The 18,380-nt window shown below is 67.5% G+C and carries 18 protein-coding genes; 14 read left to right on the top strand and 4 right to left on the bottom strand.

What is annotated here, in order from left to right:
* Nucleotides 1-55 precede the first annotated feature (55 nt).
* Both alsS and budA read left to right on the top strand, forming a co-directional pair.
* A complete protein-coding gene (gene alsS, locus V5G24_RS07300; RefSeq protein WP_394084590.1) occupies nt 56-1,711 on the top strand; it encodes an acetolactate synthase AlsS in 1,656 nt (551 codons plus the stop codon).
* Nucleotides 1,712-1,724: 13 nt separating this feature from the next.
* Nucleotides 1,725-2,573 (top strand): acetolactate decarboxylase, encoded by an 849-nt coding sequence (budA, locus tag V5G24_RS07295; protein WP_394084589.1) that lies wholly within the window; start codon nt 1,725-1,727, stop codon nt 2,571-2,573.
* A gap of 44 nt (nt 2,574-2,617) precedes the next feature.
* Here the strand turns inward: budA and V5G24_RS07290 are convergent, their stop codons facing one another.
* The gene (locus V5G24_RS07290; RefSeq protein WP_394084588.1) at nt 2,618-3,004 is read right to left on the bottom strand and encodes a DUF427 domain-containing protein; all 387 of its coding nucleotides are present in this window, start codon (nt 3,002-3,004) and stop codon (nt 2,618-2,620) included.
* 614 nt (nt 3,005-3,618) lie between these two features.
* On the opposite strand from V5G24_RS07290, the gene V5G24_RS07285 reads away from it, so the two are divergent.
* The 12 genes from V5G24_RS07285 to V5G24_RS07230 all read left to right on the top strand — a co-directional run bounded on the left by V5G24_RS07285 (nt 3,619) and on the right by V5G24_RS07230 (nt 16,531).
* Nucleotides 3,619-5,082, top strand: coding sequence for an alpha/beta hydrolase (locus tag V5G24_RS07285; RefSeq protein ID WP_394084587.1), 1,464 nt, complete (start codon nt 3,619-3,621; stop codon nt 5,080-5,082).
* A 32-nt stretch (nt 5,083-5,114) separates the two neighbouring features.
* Entirely contained in the window at nt 5,115-6,707 is a 1,593-nt protein-coding gene (ggt, locus tag V5G24_RS07280) for a gamma-glutamyltransferase (protein ID WP_394084586.1), read from the top strand.
* Nucleotides 6,708-6,963: 256 nt separating this feature from the next.
* The gene (locus V5G24_RS07275; RefSeq protein ID WP_394084585.1) at nt 6,964-8,112 is read left to right on the top strand and encodes a trans-sulfuration enzyme family protein; all 1,149 of its coding nucleotides are present in this window, start codon (nt 6,964-6,966) and stop codon (nt 8,110-8,112) included.
* A 1-nt stretch (nt 8,113) separates the two neighbouring features.
* Nucleotides 8,114-8,848 carry a TIGR04282 family arsenosugar biosynthesis glycosyltransferase gene (locus tag V5G24_RS07270; protein WP_394084584.1) on the top strand — a complete coding sequence of 245 codons (735 nt, stop codon included), beginning with the start codon at nt 8,114-8,116 and terminating at the stop codon, nt 8,846-8,848.
* The gene (locus V5G24_RS07265; protein WP_394084583.1) at nt 8,845-9,603 is read left to right on the top strand and encodes a glycosyltransferase family 2 protein; all 759 of its coding nucleotides are present in this window, start codon (nt 8,845-8,847) and stop codon (nt 9,601-9,603) included. The genes V5G24_RS07270 and V5G24_RS07265 overlap by 4 nt, the downstream gene beginning before the upstream one ends.
* Nucleotide 9,604: 1 nt before the next feature.
* Nucleotides 9,605-10,633 (top strand): NAD-dependent epimerase/dehydratase family protein, encoded by a 1,029-nt coding sequence (locus V5G24_RS07260; protein WP_394084582.1) that lies wholly within the window; start codon nt 9,605-9,607, stop codon nt 10,631-10,633.
* A 6-nt stretch (nt 10,634-10,639) separates the two neighbouring features.
* On the top strand, nt 10,640-11,008 hold the full coding sequence (locus V5G24_RS07255; protein WP_394084581.1) for an EamA family transporter: 369 nt from the start codon (nt 10,640-10,642) through the stop codon (nt 11,006-11,008).
* A gap of 126 nt (nt 11,009-11,134) precedes the next feature.
* Nucleotides 11,135-12,394 (top strand): S-methyl-5-thioribose kinase, encoded by a 1,260-nt coding sequence (gene mtnK, locus V5G24_RS07250; protein ID WP_394084580.1) that lies wholly within the window; start codon nt 11,135-11,137, stop codon nt 12,392-12,394.
* Between the two features lies 1 nt (nt 12,395).
* Complete coding sequence (locus V5G24_RS07245; RefSeq protein WP_394084579.1) at nt 12,396-12,863, top strand: PRC-barrel domain-containing protein; 468 nt, start codon at nt 12,396-12,398, stop codon at nt 12,861-12,863.
* Nucleotides 12,864-12,897: 34 nt separating this feature from the next.
* Nucleotides 12,898-13,524, top strand: a complete 627-nt coding sequence (locus V5G24_RS07240; RefSeq protein WP_394084578.1) for a cytochrome b/b6 domain-containing protein — start codon at nt 12,898-12,900, stop codon at nt 13,522-13,524.
* A gap of 15 nt (nt 13,525-13,539) precedes the next feature.
* Complete coding sequence (locus tag V5G24_RS07235) at nt 13,540-14,328, top strand: molybdopterin-dependent oxidoreductase (RefSeq protein ID WP_394084577.1); 789 nt, start codon at nt 13,540-13,542, stop codon at nt 14,326-14,328.
* 163 nt (nt 14,329-14,491) lie between these two features.
* Nucleotides 14,492-16,531: a hypothetical protein gene (locus V5G24_RS07230; protein ID WP_394084576.1), complete on the top strand. Its 2,040-nt coding sequence runs from the start codon at nt 14,492-14,494 to the stop codon at nt 16,529-16,531.
* On the opposite strand, the gene V5G24_RS07225 is transcribed toward V5G24_RS07230, so the two are convergent.
* Genes V5G24_RS07225 through V5G24_RS07215 form a run of 3 tightly spaced genes read right to left on the bottom strand, consistent with a single transcriptional unit; the run spans nt 16,503 to nt 18,297 of the window.
* A complete protein-coding gene (locus tag V5G24_RS07225; protein WP_394084575.1) occupies nt 16,503-17,138 on the bottom strand; it encodes an NrsF family protein in 636 nt (211 codons plus the stop codon). The genes V5G24_RS07230 and V5G24_RS07225 overlap by 29 nt on opposite strands.
* Nucleotides 17,135-17,689: a sigma-70 family RNA polymerase sigma factor gene (locus V5G24_RS07220; RefSeq protein WP_394084574.1), complete on the bottom strand. Its 555-nt coding sequence runs from the start codon at nt 17,687-17,689 to the stop codon at nt 17,135-17,137. Before V5G24_RS07220 ends, V5G24_RS07225 begins: the two co-directional genes overlap by 4 nt.
* Nucleotides 17,686-18,297, bottom strand: coding sequence for a TetR/AcrR family transcriptional regulator (locus tag V5G24_RS07215; RefSeq protein ID WP_394084573.1), 612 nt, complete (start codon nt 18,295-18,297; stop codon nt 17,686-17,688). The genes V5G24_RS07220 and V5G24_RS07215 overlap by 4 nt, the downstream gene beginning before the upstream one ends.
* Nucleotides 18,298-18,380 lie beyond the last annotated feature (83 nt).

The raw sequence follows: 18,380 nt of genomic DNA, 5'->3' as shown, positions 1-18,380 counted from the left end.
TACGATCCGATCCAGTGATCGGGCATTTCGGCAACGACCGAACGGGGGAAGCGCCATGGGCGATGTATGCGGAGCCGAAGTGCTGGTGCGCAACCTCAAGGCGCAGGGCGTGAAGCATGTGTTCGGCATTCCCGGCGCGAAGGTGGACCGGGTCTATGATTGCCTGAACGGCTCGGGCATCGAGACCGTGGTCTGCCGGCACGAGCAGAACGCCGCCTTCATCGCCGCCGGCGTCGGCAAGATGACCGGACAGGCCGGCGTGTGCCTCGTCACCTCCGGCCCCGGCTGCACCAATCTCGTCACCGGCTTTGCCACCGCCAATTCCGAAGGCATGCCTCTCGTGGGCCTCGGCGGCTCCGTGCCGCGCGCCGAGATCATGAAGCAGACCCACCAGAGCCTGGACACGGTCAATCTGTTCCGCCCGGTGACGCGCTATGCGGCCGAGATCGAAGCCGGCGAATCCATCGGCGAGATCCTCGCCAACGCCTTCCGCGCGGCGGAATCCGGCCGGCGCGGCGCGGCCTATGTCTCGCTGCCCAACGACGTGATGAACGACCCCGCGCCGGACCGCGTGCTGACCCCTGCCCGCGTGCCCCGCCTCGGCGCCGCGCCGGAGGAGGAGATCGCCGAAGCGGTGCGTCTGATCGAGGCCGCCAGCCTGCCGGTGCTGCTGCTGGGCATGGATGCGAGCCGCCCGGCCAATGCCGCCGCCGTGCGCGCGCTGCTCTCGGCCCATCCGCTGGCGACCGTGTGCACCTATCAGGGCGCCGGCGTGGTGCCGCGCGCGGCGCTGGATTGCTTCGGCGGGCGCATTGGCCTGTTCCACAACCAGCCCTCGGACCGGCTGCTGGATGCCGCCGACCTGGTGATCGCCATCGGCTATAATCCGATCGAATATGACGCGGGCCTGTGGAACGCCGGCAAGACCCGCCCGGTGATCCATATCGACCATGTGATCGCCGCCGTGGACGTGGACTACCGCCCGGCGGTGGAATTATACGGCGACATTGCCGCGACCCTGGCGCGGATCGCCGCCGAATTGCCGCGCCGCCCGCGCCTCGTGCCCCATGCCGCGCTGGACGCGGCCCGGCGCGAGCTGGAGGAGGTGCGGGCCGCCGGCGCGCGGGAATCCGGCATGCCGATGCATCCTCTGCGCATCATCTCGGACCTGCAGCCCTTCATCACCGAGGACGTGACCCTCGCCCTCGACATCGGCTCCTTCTACATCTGGCATTCGCGGTATCTCTACAGCTTCCGCCCGGAGCAATTGTTGATCTCCAACGGCCAGCAGACCCTCGGCGTCGCGCTGCCCTGGGCGATTGCCGCTTGCCTCGCGCGGCCGAACGACAAGGTGCTCTCGGTCTCCGGCGACGGCGGCTTCCTGTTCTCCGCCCAGGAGCTGGAAACGGCGGTACGCCTCAAGTGCAATTTCGTCCACATGATCTGGCGCGACGGCAGCTACAACATGGTCGCGTTCCAGGAGATGATGAAATACCAGCGCCATTCCGGCATCGATTTCGGCCCGATCGACACGGTGAAATATGCCGAGGCGTTCGGCGCCACCGGCTTCCGCGTGGAGCATGCCGACCAGTTCGTGCCGATCCTGCGCAAGGCCATGGAAACGCCGGGGCCGGTGCTGATCGATATCCCGGTGGATTATCGCCACAACATCGAGCTTGGCGCCGCCATGCACGACAACGTCATCTCGTAAGCGGGGCTCCGCCATGCCGACCTTGAATTGCGAGATTTCCCAATCGCTGTGGACCGCCCTTCAGGCGGCCACCAGGGAGAGCGGGGAGACAATCTCCCACATCGTCTCGCGCGCGCTCGCCGATACGTTGCAGGTGGACCACGGCACGCTGTTCCAGGTGTCCACTTCCGGGGCGCTGGTGGAAGGGCTGTTCCAGGGCGTGGTCTCGGTGGGCACTTTGCGCGAGCACGGGGATTTCGGGCTCGGCACCTTCGTCGATCTCGACGGCGAGATGATCGCGCTGGATGGCGCCTTCTTCCAGATGCGGGGCGATGGGTCCATCCGCCGCGCGGAGGATTCCCAGCAGGTGCCGTTCGCCATCGTCACCCATTTCTCGCCCGAGGCGCTGGTGACGCTGGCGCCGTTCGCCTCCATCCAGGAGCTCGTCGCGCAGCTCGACGCGCTGCGGCACACGGACAATGTGTTCTTCGCCGTGCGCCTTTCCGGCCATTTCGCGCGGGTGCACAATCGCGTGGCCTGCAAGGCCGGCGCCCATGAGACCTTGGTTCAGGCGACGTCCCATCAGGCCGAGTTCGAATGCCGCGACGTGGACGGCGCGATGATCGGCTTCTGGACCCCCTCCTATGCCAAAGGGCTCGGCGTGCCCGGCTGGCATGTGCATTTCATCAGCGACGACCATCGCTTCGGCGGCCATGTGCTGGATTGCGCGGGCGAGGCCATCACGCTCGCCCTGGAGCGGATCGAGGATTTCCGCATCGCCATTCCCGAAAGCGCGGATTTCCTCGCCGCCGATCTTTCCGGCGATACCACGCAAGCGCTCGACACGGCGGAACGGGTGCAGAAGCGCGCCCCCACCGCCTGAAGCCGAAGCGCTCGGGACGCCGACCCGCTCAGGGCGCCGCCCGCTCAGGGCGCGAGCGGCTTGTCCTCGATGGACTCCACCCGGTCGGGATAGAAGGCCAGATGGCCGGCGATCTCAGCCACCGCCGGGTACGGCGTCTCATAGGTCCACACCGCATTTTCCGCCCGCGCGCCGCCGCCGGGAATGCTGAAATAGCTGCACTCGCCTTTGTAGGGGCAATAGGTGGCATGGGCGGAGCGTTCCAGCAGCGCCATATCCACATCCTTGCGCGGGATATAATGGACGGCGGGATAGGACGCCTCGCGCAAGGTCAGTGCCGCGCGCGTGTCGGCGATCACCCGCCCGCCGGCGGAAACCACGATCCGCCCCGGATGGTGCGTGACGGTGATGGGATGGTCGGGACCGGGCTGCCGGACGGAACGTTCTGCCATGGGATGGGCTCCCTCGTTTCGCGCCCGATCCTAGGGCCTGATCGGACCCGGCTCTAAACACGAGTTGGAGACCAGCTCGCGATGCAGGCTGATCGGCGTGCGCTCTGGGGCCGATCGACATTCATGGCTTGGCGTCGTTGCAGGAGACATCGTCATGCACGGGCTCGTCCCGTGCATCCACGCGGAGCCGCTGGCTCTGGCTTTTCAAGGCCCGTACGGGCGCCGCCACGTGGATGGCCGGGACAAGCCCGGCCATGACGGCTGGTGAACGAAACACAATGGCACGCACTTCCCGTCAGGCGCCTCGACGATGCGCCACGCCGCTAAATGTCCATCCCAGCCTTTCCGCGGCCTCTCGCGCGCGGCCGGATTCATGCGCGCCGAACATTCGCCCGAAGAGGCGGTTTGGTGTGCCGGAAAGCGGCCGAGAGGCGTCACGAAACCGCTCTTCGTCCGCGCTAAGCCATTGTTTCACGTGAAACATTTTGCGCATATACCCCGCCGCCGCAAGCTTTGGCGGGGCAGAAAATGCGGCGGGCGCGCCTTTCTCCCGATGCACGGTCCATAATGCCGCCGGCGGCCGATTCGACCGCGCCGGCCCGGAGAGAAAAGAAATGCGCCCGTGGGTGATGAAGGCGATCCGAGCGCTGGTGATCCTGCTCGGCGTCGTGGCAGTGGCGCTGTTCGCGGGGCGCGCGGTGGATTCCCTGCGCGGCCCGCCGCTTGAGCCATGGCATACCTTCGTGCCGAAGGAACTCAGCATCGCCGAACTCGACCGCGCCGACTGGCCGGCCTATCTCGCCGCCGAGCAGCGCCTGTTCGACAGCGTACGCACCCAAGTGACGGACAAGCTGCCGCCCCGCGACCGCGTCGCCTCCGACCGCTATTTCGCCGACAGCCCGATCTATCCCGGCCGGTTCGCGCAGGATTTCAACCGCTCCTTCGTGCTGGAGCCGGACGGGCCGGTGAAGGGCGTCGCGGTGCTGCTGCACGGCCTCACCGATTCCCCCTACAGCCTGCGCCATGTGGCGCGGCGCTATGCGGCCTCTGGCTTCGTGGCGCTCTCGATCCGCCTGCCCGGCCACGGCACCGTGCCGGGCGGGCTGACGGTCGCGGAATGGCCGGACTGGCTCGCCGCCACCCGCCTCGCCATGCGCGAGGCCAAGCGCCGGGCCGGGCCGGACCTGCCGATCCAGCTGGTGGGCTATTCCAACGGCGCCGCGCTGGCGCTCAAATATTCCCTCGACGCCCTCGACACGCCGGAGCTGCCGCGCGCGGACAAGCTCGTGCTGGTCTCGCCCATGGTGGGGATCACGCCGTTCGCCCGCTTCGCCGGCCTCGCGGGGCTGCCGGCGGTGCTGCCACCGTTCGCGAAGGCCGCGTGGCTGAACCTGCTGCCGGAGTTCAACCCGTTCAAATACAATTCCTTTCCGGTCAAGGCGGCGCAGGAATCCTTCCGCCTGACCCAGGTGCTCCAGGACGCGATCCGCGCCCATCTGCGCGACGGCCGGCTGGAGGGCCTGCCGCCCGTCCTCGCCTTCCAATCGATCCTCGACCATACGGTGAGCACACGGGCCGTCATCGACACCTTGTTCGCCGCCTTGCCCGCCAACGGCAGCGAGCTGGTTCTGTTCGACGTGAACCGCAATTCCACCTTCGCGCCATTCCTCTCCGCCGATGCCGATACCGCCTTGAGCCGCCTGCTGCCGCCGGCCCCGCGCACCTTCCGCACGGCGGTCATCGCCAATATCTCGCCCGCCACCGCCGAGGCCGAGGAGCGCCTGAGCGATGCCGGGGCAAGCGGCGAAACGCGCCGCCCACTCGGCCTGTCCTATCCGCGCGAGATTTATTCGCTCTCCCATATCGCCTTGCCCTTTCCGCTCGAGGACGGGCTCTATGGGCTGCGGCCGGACCCGGCGGAGGATTTCGGCATCCAGCTCGGCACCATGGCGCCGCATGGCGAATATGGCGGGCTGGATGTGGGCGTGGACATGCTTCTGCGCGTCTCCTCCAACCCGTTCGTTCCCTATATGCTGGAGCGTATCGGCGCCGGCCTGCCCGCCGCCGCGCCGCGCTGAGCCATCGCGCGGCCCGATCAGGAAGATCCTCCATGCGAGATTTCGAAACCCCGGGCCGCTCCCTCGTCATGGCCACGCAGGGCATGGCGGCCACCTCCCATCCGCTCTCCAGCCTGGTCGCGCTCGACGTGCTCCAGGCCGGCGGCAATGCCATGGACGCGGTCATCGCCGCCTGCGCGGTGCAGGGCGTGGTGGAGCCGGGCTCCACCGGGATCGGCGGCGACTGCTTCGCACTCTATGCGCCGCAGGGCTCGGATCAGGTGGTCGCCTTCAACGGCTCGGGCCGCTGCCCGCAAGCGGCCACGCCGGGCTTCTTCGCCGAACGCGGTTTTGGCGAGATCCCGCGCCACTCGCCCCATGCGGTCAACGTGCCCGGCGCGGTGGAAGCCTGGGAGCGCCTGGCGCAAGACCATGGCACCTGGCCGCTCAGCCGGCTGCTGGCGCCGGCGATCCGCCTTGCCGGCGAGGGGTATGCCGTGGCGCCGCGCGTCAGCCGGGACTGGCACGAGCAGACCGCCCTTCTGGCCCGCGACGAGGCGGCGCGGCGCATCTTCCTGCCCGGCGGCGCGGCACCTCTGGCCGGCACGCGCCATGTCCAGCCGGAGCTGGCGCAGACCCTGACGCGCATCGCCGAGGGCGGCAGCAAGGCCTTCTATGAAGGCGCGGTGGCACAGGACATGGTGGATGGCCTGCGCGCCCGTGGCGGCCTCCACACGCTGGAGGATTTCGCCGCCACCCGCGGCACCTATGTCACCCCCATCAAGACCGCCTATCGCGGGTTCGAGGTGCATGAGTGCCCGCCCAACGGGCAGGGCATCATCGCGCTGCTGCTGCTCAACATTCTCTCGCGCTGCGACGCCACGGGCGATCCGCTTTCGGCCGAGCGCCTGCACCTGGAGATCGAGGCCGCGCGCCTCGCCTATTCGGTCCGCGACGCGGTGGTCGCCGATCCCGAGCACAGCGCGGTGCCGGTGGACTATCTGCTCTCCGATGCCCTCGCCTGCGAACTGCACGGCCTGATCCGGCCCGACGCCCGCCAGGAGCCGCTGCCGGCGGTGGAAATGCCGGCCCATAAGGACACGGTCTATATCGTGGTCGTGGACAAGGACCGGAACGTCGCGAGCTTCATCAATTCCATCTTCTGGCCGTTCGGCAGCGGCCTCGTGAGCCCGAAGTCGGGCGTGCTGTTCAACAATCGCGGCCAGGGCTTCACGCTGAAAGCCGGGCATCCCAACGCCATCGGCCCGGCCAAGCGGCCGATGCACACCATCATTCCCGGCCTACTCACCCGCGCCGGCAAGGTGGCCATGGGATTTGGCGTGATGGGCGGGCAATATCAGGCGCTGGGCCACGCCCATTTCCTCACCAAGGTGTTCGACTACGGCCTCGATCTGCAAAGCGCCATCGACCTGCCCCGCGTGTCGCCCCTGTTCGGCACCGACGCGGTGGAGGTGGAAGGCAGCATGCCGCAGGAGACGCGGGACGGCCTGCGCCGCCTCGGCCACCGGATCGTGAAGCCCGCGCGCCCCATCGGCGGTGCGCAGGCGATCTGGATCGACTGGGAAAACGGCGTGCTGACCGGCGCGTCCGACCCCCGCAAGGACGGCTGCGCCCTGGGCTATTGAGGCCCCTCACACGCCCCTAGAGCCGGATCTACCCACATTGAATCGCCCAAGGCGATGCGATGTGGGTAGTGAATCCCCCTCTATTCAAGTTAGAGCGCGATCCGCGCCCACAGGCCCGCCGCGATGCCGGGCGCGCCAAGCACGGAGCGGCCCCGCCGGCCGCCCCACGATCACACGCGTGTGAGCCTGTAACGAACCGCCGCGCGCCCACGAATACCGATCGATAGCTGTTCAATCGATCGAGACATAAACCAGGATGGACGACCGGCACGTTCCCTCTCTGACGCGGCGCACCCTCGCCGCGAGCGCGCTGGGCGCTGGCGATCCGGCGACGCGCGGGCTTACCCCGCCGATCCATGTCGCGACCACCTTCATCCGCGACGCGGACAATGGCTACAGCACCGGCTTCGTCTATGGCCGGTCGGACAACAGATCCATCCATCAGGCCGAGGCGCTGATCGCCGAGCTGGAGCATGCCAGCGAGGCGATGATGTTCAGCTCCGGCATGGCGGCCGCGACGGCGGTGTTCCTGTCGCTCGCGCCGACCCACGTCGTCGCGCCGTCGGTCATGTATTGGGGTCTGCGCCAATGGTTGCAGGAGCTTCCGCGCTACGGCCACGCGGTGAGCTTCGTCGATATGTCGGACCTCGAGGCGGTCCGCGCGGCGATCATTCCCGGAAAGACCGGGCTGGTCTGGATCGAGACGCCCAGCAACCCGCTGTGGACCATCACGGACATCCGCGCGGTCTGCGGCATCGCACACCTCGCCGGTGCCATCGTATGCGCGGATTCCACCGTCTCCACCCCGATTCTCAGCCAGCCGCTCGATTGCGGGTGTGATCTGGTGGTGCATTCGGCCACCAAATATCTGAACGGCCATTCCGACGTGGTCGCGGGCGTGGTGGCGACGGCGCGGGTGGATGCGGCCTGGTCGCGGATCTACGACATCCGGCGGCACCACGGCGCCTTCCTCAGCCCGTTCGACGCGTTCCTGCTGCTGCGCGGATTGCGCACGCTCGACCTGCGCGTCCTGGCGCAAAGCCAGACCGCGACGCTCTTGGCCGAGCGGCTCGCGGTTCATCCCGCGATCCGTGCCGTGCTCTATCCCGGCCTTGTCGATCATCCCGGCCATGCCGTCGCCGCGCGGCAGATGAGCGGCGGGTTTGGCGGCATGCTGTCGATCCGCCTGGAAGATCGCGCCCAGGCCATCGCGGTGGCGGCCCATGTACGGCTGTGGCGCCGCGCCACTTCGTTCGGCGGGGTGGAGAGCTTGATCGAACACCGCGCCTCCATCGAGGGCGAGGATTCGCCCTGTCCCGAGGATCTGCTGCGCCTTTCGGTGGGGCTGGAGGATCCGGAGGATCTGTATCGCGATCTTCTCCAGGCGCTCACGGGAGTGATCTGACATGACGCACGGATCCAAGACGGCACCATCTGTCGCAATCGCCATCATCTGCAAGACGCCGAGCCCCGGCCGCTCGAAGACGCGGCTGTCCCCGCCCTTGCGGCCCGAGGAATGCGCCGGCATCTCCGCCTGCTTCATCCAGGACCTGGCGACGACCATCGAAAGCATGACCGGCACCGGCCGGGCGGAGGGCTATGCTGTCTACACGCCCGCCGGATCGGAAGCCCAATTGCGCCCCCTGCTGCCGGATGGTTTCGGCCTCGTGTTGCAGGCCGAGGGCAATTTCGGCGTGCGCCTGGAGACCGGGATCAACGATCTTCTGGCGGCCGGGCACGCCGGAGCGATCGTGATCAATTCCGACAGCCCCACCTTGCCGCGCGCCATCCTCGACGCGGCGGTAGAGGCGGTGCTTCGCGGCGACAATCTCGTGCTCAGCCCGGCACTCGACGGCGGATACACCCTGATCGGCCTCTCGCGGCCGCATCCCCATCTGTTCGCCGACATCCCCTGGAGCACGCCGGCGGTCTATGCGCGCACCCTTGAACGCGCACGCGAAATCGACCTGCCCGTGATCACGCTCGATGCCTGGTACGATGTGGACGATGCCGCCTCGTACGCGCTGCTGGAGCGCGAACTGGCCGGCACGCGTCCGCCCTTCGCCACCGGGCCGCTCCAGCGCGCGCCCCGCACGCAAGCCTTCATGCGGCAGCGCCGCGACGCGCTGGTGATGGCATGAGCATGCCCCTCCCCCACCGCTCCGCGACCGCGATCATCATCCCTTGCCTGAACGAGGAAGAGCCGATCGCGGACGTGGTCCGCGAGGTGCTCGCGCAGGGGATTGGCGAAGTCATCGTGGTCGACAACGGCTCGACCGACCGTACCGCCGCGCGGGCCGAGGCGGCCGGTGCGCGGGTGGTGCGCGCACCCATGCGCGGCTACGGCCGGGCTTGCGCCGCGGGCCTTGCCGCCGTCGGGCCGGGTACGGAAATCGTGTGCTTCCTCGATGGCGACGGCAGCGACGTGCCGGCCTTCATCGCCTCGATCATCGGGCCGATCGCGCGCGGGGAGGCGGATTTCGTCATGGGCTCGCGCCTCAGGGGAAAGCGCGAGGCAGGCAGCATGACGGCGCAGCAGATCGCGGCCGGCTGGCTCGCGGGCCAATTGCTGCGGCGGACCTACGGGGTGCAGTTCTCCGACATGTCGCCCCTGCGCGCCATGCGGGTGGAGACGCTGCGCGCGCTCGGCATGGCGGAGATGACCTATGGCTGGAACCTGGAAATGCAGATGCGCGTCGCCGCCGCCGGCCTGCGCAGCCTGGAGGTGCCGGTCGACCATCGCTGCCGCCGGGGCGGAGATTCCAAGGTCTCCGGCAATCTCGCCGCGGGTGTGAAGGCGGCCTGGAAGATCACCGCGACCTTCGTGCGCCTGGCCTGGACCCTGCGCCGGGCCGAAGCCGGCGCGCCACTTACCTCGTTTTCGGGAGGGCAGTGACATGCATGTGCTTCTGACCGGCGGTGCCGGCTTCATCGGCCAGCACGTCCTTGCCCGCCTGCGCACGCGCGGCCACGCGGTGCGGGTGCTCGATTCCCTGCGCGCCGACGTGCATCGCGGCAAGCCCTGGACGCCGCCCCCCGGCGTGGAATTTCAGCTTGGCGACGTGCGGGACGCGGCGGCGGTCGACACGGCGGTTCGAGGGGTGGATGCGGTGCTTCATCTTGCCGCCAAGGTCGGGCTCGGCGTGGATGTGGGCGACCTGCCCGATTATGTCTCCTCCAATGATTTGGGGACTGCGGTTCTGCTCGCGGCGATGGCGCGGGCCGGCGTGCCGCGCCTGACTCTGGCAAGCTCCATGGTGGTCTATGGCGAGGGCGTGGGCCTGTGCCCCGAACATGGCGTGGTGCGCCCGGCGCCGCGCTTCGAGGCGGCCCTGGCGGCGGGCGATTTCGAGCCGCCCTGCCCCCATTGCGGCCGCCGGTTGAGCACGCAGCTCGTCAGCGAAACGACCCCCTTCGATCCGCGCAACGCCTATGCCAGCAGCAAGGTGGCGCAGGAATTCTATGCCGCCAACTGGGCGCGCGTGACCGGCGGTGCGGCGGCGATGCTGCGCTATCACAATGTCTACGGGCCGGGCATGCCGCGCGATACGCCCTATGCCGGTGTGGCCGCGATCTTCACGTCCGCGCTCCGCAACGGGCTGGCGCCCCAGGTGTTCGAGGATGGCAGGCAAAGGCGCGACTTCGTCCATGTGCGCGACATCGCGGCGGCGACGGTCCAGGCCTGCGAAATGCATACGCAGGGCGTCGCGGCCTTCAACGTCGGCTCCGGCACCCCGCGCACCGTGGGAGAGATGGCCGAAGCCCTGGCTCGCTCGCTCAAGGGCCCCGCGCCAATCGTGACGGGGCGGTACCGACTCGGCGACGTACGCCACATCACGGCGGATTCCTCGCACCTGCGCGCCCAATTGGGCTGGCGGCCGACCATGGCCTTCGAAGACGGGATGGCCGAACTTGCCCAGGCATAGAAGATCATGAGCCGCCTGTTTCTGATCGCCGTCATCCTGCTCAGCGTCGCGCTGAATGCCTCGGCGCAGATCCTGTTGCGCTGGGGCGCGCGCTCCGGCCTCGGCTTCGAGGATGGCGCGACCCTCACGAACCTGCTCCGGGTGCTGGTGCGCCCAGGCATTTTCGGCGGCCTCGCCTGTTACGCGATCAGCGTGGCGGTGTGGGTCTATGTGCTGAGCCGGGTCGAGGCCTCCTTCGCCTATCCCTTCCTCGGCCTCGGCTTTGTATTCGTGGCGCTGGCCTCCTGGCAATTGCTGGGAGAACCGCTCACGCCGCAGCGCCTCGGCGGCACGCTGCTGGTGGGTCTCGGGGTGGTGGTGCTCGCGACGAGTTGAACCCCGCCCGCCGGGAAAAATCCCGCGCGATGTAACGATCCCCGCGTGGCCCGCGAACTCCTTTCAGAGCGTCATCTTTGCCGGCCCATGCGGCGGGGAGGATGCGACCAACCGATGGAGGTCCGTATGCTGGACAAACGTCCCTATGAGCCCCTCGATGTGGGCACCCTGCCCCGCCGGCTCGCAGCGGCGCCCGGCCTTGCCCATCGGATCGGCCCGGCCGAGCATTGGCGCATCCGCGAGGTCGGCGACGGCAATCTCAACCTCGTCTTCATCGTCGAGGGGCTGCTTGGGGCGGTGATCGCGAAGCAGGCGCTGCCTTATGCGCGCTGCGTCGGCGAGAGCTGGCCCATGTCGCTGGAGCGGAGCTATTTCGAATATCATGCGCTGGTTCGCCTGGGCCAGCGCGATCCCGGCCGGCTGCCGCAGGTCCATGTCTTCGATCAGGAACAGGCGCTGATCGTCATGGACTATCTCACGCCCCACGTCATCCTGCGCAAAAGCCTGATGGCCGGGGACGTGCTGCCGCAGCTCGACCGGCAGATGGGCCAGTATCTGGCGCGCACGCTGTTTCGCGGCTCGGATTTCGCCATGGAGACGGCCCACCGCAAGCGCGACCTCGCGCTGTTCGCCGGCAATGTGGAATTGTGCGGCATCAGCGAGGACCTGATCTTCACCGACCCGTTCTGCGTCTCGCCGCGCAACCGCGTCACGCCCGGCCTGGAAGAGGATGCCGCGGCGCTGCGCGCCGATCGGGCGCTCAAGCTGGCGGCGGCGGCGCTGAAGCGTAAATTCGCCACCTGCGCGGAAACCTTGCTGCACGGCGATTTCCATTCCGGCTCGGTGATGGTGACCGCGCAGGACAGCCGCGTCATCGATCCGGAATTCGCCTTCTACGGGCCCATGGGCTTCGACATCGGGGCGTTCCTGGGCAATCTGCTGATGGCCTATTTCGCCAAAGCCGGGCACGACGCCGAAGACCACGCGCGCGCCGCTTATGAAGACTGGATTCTCCAGCTGGTGGAGGGCGTCTGGTCCGCCTTCGAGGCAGAGTTCGCGCGGCTTTGGCGCACCGAGCGAACCGGCATGCTCGGCCTGGCCGAACTGTTCGAGGATGGCGGCGATGCCGAAGGCGCCGAAGCCGCCCTCGCCGCTCTGCTACGGGACATCTGGCGCGATACGCTCGGGTTTGCCGGCATCGAGATGCATCGGCGCATCCTCGGCCTCGCGCATATCCCGGAATTCGAGACCATCGCGGATCTCACCCTGCGCGCCACCTGCGAGCGCCGCGCCCTCGCCATGGGGCGGCGCCTCATGCTTCAGCCCGACACATTTTCCGATCCCCGGCACGTCAGCCGGCTCGCCCGTTCCTTAAGGACCGTTTGACATGCGCCGCGCTGCCCTGCCCCTGCTCCTCGCCTTGCTTCTGGCCCCGCTTGCGGCACACGCCGGCGGATTGCCCGGCGGCGCCCACTCCCAAGGCCAGCAGACCGTGAGCGAGGATGATCAGACGCCGGAAGAGCGGATGAATGCCCGTTTTCCCCAGAAGGTCCGCGTCGGCGATTTGATCGGCATCCCGATCCAGGATTTTGACGACCGCATCCTCGGCTATGTCACCGAAGTCGCCCGCAAGCCGGACGGCGCGATCGTTCTCGTGATGCCGGAAGGCGGATGGTTCGGCTGCGGCGGGCGGCCGGTGCCCATTCCCATCGAGACGGTCGCCATCCTCGCGCGTCATATCAACCTGCTCGATATCCCCCGCGAGGACGTTCCAAAACTCGCCACGTGGGACCCCGCCCAGGGCACACCCATCCAAAAGAACGACATCATTCGGATCGCAATCAGCCGCCGCTGACCCTGGCGCCCCACGATGAAACGGACCCACGGCGATGAAGATGCATCCCCTCCTCATACGCATCGTCCATTGGACCAATGCGATCGCGATGATCATCATGATCGGCAGCGGCTGGAAGATCTATAACGACGAAGTGCTGTTCGGATTTCTCCATTTCCCGCAATGGATGGTGCTCGGCATATGGGCGCAGCACGCCTTGCAATGGCACTTCTTCGGCATGTGGATCCTGATGATAAACGGCCTCGTCTATCTGGCCTACGGCGTGCTTTCCGGCCGGTTCCGTCGGATGCTGCTGCCCATCCGCCCGCGCGAGGTGATCACGGAAGCGATCGCGGCGCTGACCTTCCGCCTCAAGCATACCGATCTCACCCACTATAATGCGGTGCAGAAGGTGCTCTATGTGGGCGTGATCCTGGTCATCATCGTGCAGGTGATATCCGGCCTGGCGATCTGGAAGCCGGTTCAATTCTCTTTCCTGGTCGCGCTGTTTTCTGATTTCCAGGGCGCCCGTCTTGCCCATTTCATCGGAATGACCGCGATCTGCCTGTTCATGGTGGTGCATGTGATGCTCGCGCTGCTCGTGCCGCGAACCATCCTGGCCATGCTCACCGGCGGCCCGCGGGTGGCTGCCGGCCCCGCCCCCACCTCACCGACGCACTGAGCCGAAGGCCCGACGATGATCCGCTCCCGCACCGCTTCTCGTTTTCGCCCGACACTCCAGCCGGACCAGTCGCTACTGGTGGAGAACCGCAAGCTGGTCGCGGAGATCGACCGGCGCAAGCTGCTGCGCGGGGCGATGAGCCTCGGGGCACTCAGCTTCCTCACAGGATGCGACATTTCCGATCGCCAATCGGTGCAAAGCGCGCTGCGGACCGTGTCGTCCTTCAATGATCGCGTGCAGGAGCTGCTGTTCAATCCCAACAAGCTCGCCCCGACCTATTCCGTGGACCAGGTGGTGAAGCCGCCCCGCTTCAACGCTTATTATGAGATCGAGGACGTCAAGCCCATCGACCTTGCCACATGGAAACTGGAGCTTGCCGGCCTTATTTCCGACAAGCGGCCCTGGACCCTTGATCAGGTGTATGCGTTTCCCGAGCAGGAAGTCATCATCAAGCACATCTGCGTGGAGGGCTGGGACTATATCGGCCAATGGTCCGGCCCGAACCTGCGGAACTTTCTCACGCAGATCGGTGCGGATCTGACCGCCAAATATGTCGCCTTCCATGGCAATGACGATTACATGGAATGCATAGACATGCCCTCGGCCCTGCATCCGCAGACCATCCTCGCCACCAAATACGCCGGCGAGCCCATCACCGACCCCTATGGCGCGCCTTTGCGCCTGCGCACCGCCGTCAAGCTCGGCTTCAAGAATCCGAAATGGATCCGGGCCATTGAAGTCACCAACACCTATCCCGGCGGATTCTGGGAAGATCAGGGCTTCAACTGGTTCGCCGGTCTCTGATCGGACATCTAGAGCCGGATCCGATCAGGTTGAACCAACCAGATCGGTGAATCCGCCTCTAAAAAATTAATAGAGAACGTTTACCGTTCAGATGGCGATGCCATCGGAACGGAACGTGCTCTCGCCGCTTCCCTGCCGAGGCAGGATCACCGCACGGAACATCATGGCCACGCCGTCCGCCGCGATCCTCTGTGCCTTGCTGGCGCTCTTGCTCTGGGTGCCGGTCGGCTGGCTGATCGGCCGCCGCCTGCCGCTGGGACGCGATCTCGCCCTCGCCACGGCGCCGATGCTCGGCTGGGCGGTCCAGGGCATCATCGCGCTTCAAGTCGCGACGGCCGCCGGCTTCACGGTCATCATCATCCTAACGGCGACCCTCGCGATCGGCGGAGCCGCGCTCCTCCTGCCGGCCGCAGCAGAGGGCGAACCCGCCCCGCGTGCCCTGCCGCTCTGGATTTTCGCGGCGGCGGCGCTGATGGCGGTGGGGCCGGCGCTCGCCATCCTGCCCAAGCTCATGCCGGACGGCATCGCGCTGGCGAGCCCGATCTACGACCACGCGAAGATCGCTTTGGTGGACGAGATCGTGCGCACCGGCGTGCCGCCGGCCAATCCCTTTCTCGGCACGGCGCACGGGCCCGGCAGCACGGCTTATTATTATTTCTGGCTGTTCGGCGCGGCACAGCTGGCGCGCCTTTCGGGCGCGACCGGATGGGAGGCGGATATCGCCGCCACCTGGTTCACGGGCTTTGCCTCGCTCGCTCTGGTGTGCGGCCTCGCCTTTCGCCTGTCCGGTGGCCAGTGGGCCAGCGCGCTGTTCGTTCTCATCCTTGCGCTCGGAGGATCGCTACGTCCGGTGCTCGCGGCGCTGTTCGGCGCGGATGCGGTCGATGCCGCGCTGGAGCCCGCCACGGGCCTTGCCGGCTGGCTGTTCCAGACCAGCTGGAGCCCGCACCATGTCGCCGCGGGCGCAACCGTGGTGCTGTCGCTGATCCTGATGGAGCGACTGGCATGCGCGCCTTCCCTCCCGAAACGCGCCTCGCGCCTGCCCCCTAACCTGGCCCCGAGTTTGGCCCCGAAATTCGCGCTCGTGCTCGTGCTGGCGCTGCTCATCGCCGCCGGGTTTGAGAGCTCCCTGTGGGTGGGCGGCGTCACTTTCCTGTTCTGCGCCGGCGCGGCGGGACTCGTGCTCCTGCTCAGCGCCACGGCCGGCGCGCGCCTTCCTTTCGTGATCGCGATTGCGATCGCCGGCGCGCTGGCATTGGCGCTGGTCTTTCCCCTGCTGAGCCTGCAGCTCGCCGCTGCGTCCGGACGGGGTGGGGGCGTGCCGGTGCTGATCTCCCCGTTCGCGGTGCTCGGCCCCGCGGTGCCCGATGATTGGCGCCGTCTGCTCGACCTTCCGGCTTATTGGCTGGTCTTGCTGGCGATCGAGTTTCCCGCCGTCTGGATCATCGGCGCGGTTGCCGCGTTCCGCCTGAAGAACCCGCTGGTGCCCGCCCTCTCGGCGGCGGCGTTCGCCAGCTTGTGCGGCGGCTGGCAGCTGGTGAGCACGGTGGGCGAGAACAATGATCTGGGATGGCGCGCCGTCCTGCCCGGCCTGCTGATCCTCACCGCGTTTGCCGGCGCCGGTTTCGCCCGATGCCTCGCGCGGCACCGGATGGCCGGGATCGCCGGCGCGCTGGTCCTGGCGTGCCTCGCCGTACCGGACGGCCTCATTCTGCTGCGCAACAACAGCGTCGGAGAGCTCTCGCCGGACGGTGCCCGCTTCCGCGATGCGCCCGCCATGTGGGCGGCCGTGCGCCGCCATGCCACGCCGCAGGAGCGGATCGCGAGCAATCCTGCGATGACCAGCACCCTCGCGCCATGGCCCGTCAATCTGTCCTGGGCCTTGCTCGCGGATCGCCGCTCCTGCTTCGCCGGCAATGAGCTGACGCTTGCGTTCGCCACCTTGCCCGCGGACGCACGGACCCGGGCGGCCGATCTGTTCGAGCGGGTCTTTGCCGGAACCGGCAGCGCGGACGATCTTGCGGCGCTGGTGCGCGATTTCGATTGCAAGGTCGTGCTGCTCACCCCGCAAGACGGAGCCTGGAGCCGCGATCCGTTCGCCCGCTCGGCGCTTTTCACGCCCGCGGAGGAGGTTGCCGGCCGTTGGCGAATCTATCGTGCCGATGGGCCGGGCATCACCAGCGCAGGACCCGCGCGCCCATGAGATAGCCCGCCCCCACCACCATGGCGATGGCCGAGGAATACCAGACCGCGACGAACAGCGGGCTGTCGTCGGGGCAATGGGAGGCATACAGCGTGGCCGCGATGCCGCTGGCGGCAAGGCCCGCGACGGCGCCGGCAAGGCCCGGCCGGGCCGGCGCGCTCTCCCGCAGGGCAACGAGCAGGCAGGCCAAGGGTCCTAACGCCAAAATAGGAATGACGGTGAGGCAGAAAGCGGCATTCCGTCCGACCAGACGCACCCCCCAGAGCGCCGCCGGCGTCGCCATCAATTCCACCATGACGGCGAAGGCAAGCGCGATCGGGAGCGCGACCAGCACGAACGCCCATGGCCCGATCCGTGCGGCCGGGCGGCCAACCTGCGTGACGGCGCCGGCGGCGCCCAGCATCAATGCGAGCGCAAACAGGAATTTGAACAGAAAACGCGCGCTCCCGCCCACGGCCAGCAGGTTCGGGCGCACGCCGACCGCGAGCGCGAAGATGATCGTGGAGATCAGCGCGCCCAGGCTGAATGCCAGCGCCAGGCGGCTCGACAGCTTCCACGTGACAGCGGCGTCCTGCGCCAGCGCTCCGATCAAATCCTCAGTCTTCACACATTGCCTCGATATGCCGCCGCGAGTGTTCGCAATGCCCGATGCAATGCCACCCGCACCGCACCTTCGCTCATGTTCAAGCGACCCGCCGTCTCTCGAACGCTGGTCCCATCAACCGATATGGAGCGAACGATATCACGTTGTGGGTCCTTCAAGGTACTCAGGATTCGGTCGATATCGTGCGCCTGCGTTCCATCGGGGGGCTCGGCTGCTTCCAATATGTCGGAGACGTCTTCGATGGGAATATTGATGTGCCGGCCCCGGCGCCGCAAGGTATCCACCATCTTGTTGCGGACGATGGCCGAAAGCCAGGGACCGAGCGGACGGGCCTGATCCCAGGTGCCACGCTTCAGGTGGATCGCCAGCAGAACCTCCTGGACCACGTCCTCCGCATCGCTGCGCGGCGAGCCGTAGCTGTCGCAGCGGCGGCGGGCCATGGCGCGCAGATGCGGCGTCAGCGCTTGCAGGAAGTCGCGATAGGCGACGGCATCGCCCGCAATCGCGGCGCGCATCAAATTCGCCCACTCCTCTTCGCGCGATGCGAGTGTCATGCAAGCGGATCCTGCGCCGCTTCCCTGCCGTCGTCCAGCAGGGCCAGGGCCGGGCGCACCAGCCCTTCCAGCAAGGCGCGCTCCGGCCGGTTGCGCGCGAGAACGCGCAGGCCGAGCAGGACCCCGAGCAGCAGGCGCCCGATATCCTCGGCGGACTGGCGGCGGGCGATGGTCCCTTCCGCCTGTCCGGCCAAGGCACAGTGACGAAAAAAACCCTCCACCTGCACCAGGACTTCCGTCACCACGCGCTGGAACTCCGGATCATAAGGCGCGACTTCGAGCGCCGAATTGACCAGCATGCAGCCGCGGCGGCCCGTGTCCTCCACCGATCGGTCAACGATTTCCTTGAAGAAGGCGCCGATGGCCTCGCGCGGGGGCAAGGCCTGGAACCGGCCGACGCGATCCGAGAAGCTGAGCTCCACATAGCGGTCGAGCGCGCGGCGATAGAGCGAACGCTTGTCCCCGAAGGCGTTGTAAAGGCTCGCATTGGTGATCCCCATGCGGGTCGCGAGATCGCGCACCGACGTCGCCTCGTAGCCGCGCTCCCAGAAGCACTCGACGGCCGCGCGAAGCGCGGTTTCCTCATCGAACTCTCTGGGCCTGGCCATGCTGAAAGCCGCTCGCGCGCTGGAACACCTCGGTTTTAGAGCGCCAAATCTAAAATGCAACAAGCGCCTGCGCGACACCGCGC

Source organism: Roseixanthobacter finlandensis, from assembly GCF_043195105.2.
Classification (GTDB): Bacteria; Pseudomonadota; Alphaproteobacteria; order Rhizobiales; family Xanthobacteraceae; genus NCEH01.
Note: the sequence above shows the minus strand (reverse complement) of the source record. Positions and strands in the feature narration are given on the sequence as shown.

What these genes read in the sequence shown, in the direction of transcription:
- ggt (WP_394084586.1), top strand. Translation starts at nt 5,115, where the DNA reads ATGCGAGATTTCGAAACCCCGGGCCGCTCCCTCGTCATGGCCACGCAG.
- V5G24_RS07215 (WP_394084573.1), bottom strand. Translation starts at nt 18,297, where the DNA reads ATGGCCAGGCCCAGAGAGTTCGATGAGGAAACCGCGCTTCGCGCGGCC.
- mtnK (WP_394084580.1), top strand. Translation starts at nt 11,135, where the DNA reads ATGCTGGACAAACGTCCCTATGAGCCCCTCGATGTGGGCACCCTGCCC.
- V5G24_RS07235 (WP_394084577.1), top strand. Translation starts at nt 13,540, where the DNA reads ATGATCCGCTCCCGCACCGCTTCTCGTTTTCGCCCGACACTCCAGCCG.
- V5G24_RS07285 (WP_394084587.1), top strand. Translation starts at nt 3,619, where the DNA reads ATGCGCCCGTGGGTGATGAAGGCGATCCGAGCGCTGGTGATCCTGCTC.
- V5G24_RS07255 (WP_394084581.1), top strand. Translation starts at nt 10,640, where the DNA reads ATGAGCCGCCTGTTTCTGATCGCCGTCATCCTGCTCAGCGTCGCGCTG.
- V5G24_RS07290 (WP_394084588.1), bottom strand. Translation starts at nt 3,004, where the DNA reads ATGGCAGAACGTTCCGTCCGGCAGCCCGGTCCCGACCATCCCATCACC.
- V5G24_RS07265 (WP_394084583.1), top strand. Translation starts at nt 8,845, where the DNA reads ATGAGCATGCCCCTCCCCCACCGCTCCGCGACCGCGATCATCATCCCT.
- V5G24_RS07245 (WP_394084579.1), top strand. Translation starts at nt 12,396, where the DNA reads ATGCGCCGCGCTGCCCTGCCCCTGCTCCTCGCCTTGCTTCTGGCCCCG.
- V5G24_RS07220 (WP_394084574.1), bottom strand. Translation starts at nt 17,689, where the DNA reads ATGACACTCGCATCGCGCGAAGAGGAGTGGGCGAATTTGATGCGCGCC.
- V5G24_RS07275 (WP_394084585.1), top strand. Translation starts at nt 6,964, where the DNA reads ATGGACGACCGGCACGTTCCCTCTCTGACGCGGCGCACCCTCGCCGCG.
- V5G24_RS07240 (WP_394084578.1), top strand. Translation starts at nt 12,898, where the DNA reads ATGAAGATGCATCCCCTCCTCATACGCATCGTCCATTGGACCAATGCG.
- budA (WP_394084589.1), top strand. Translation starts at nt 1,725, where the DNA reads ATGCCGACCTTGAATTGCGAGATTTCCCAATCGCTGTGGACCGCCCTT.
- V5G24_RS07260 (WP_394084582.1), top strand. Translation starts at nt 9,605, where the DNA reads ATGCATGTGCTTCTGACCGGCGGTGCCGGCTTCATCGGCCAGCACGTC.
- V5G24_RS07230 (WP_394084576.1), top strand. Translation starts at nt 14,492, where the DNA reads ATGGCCACGCCGTCCGCCGCGATCCTCTGTGCCTTGCTGGCGCTCTTG.
- alsS (WP_394084590.1), top strand. Translation starts at nt 56, where the DNA reads ATGGGCGATGTATGCGGAGCCGAAGTGCTGGTGCGCAACCTCAAGGCG.
- V5G24_RS07270 (WP_394084584.1), top strand. Translation starts at nt 8,114, where the DNA reads ATGACGCACGGATCCAAGACGGCACCATCTGTCGCAATCGCCATCATC.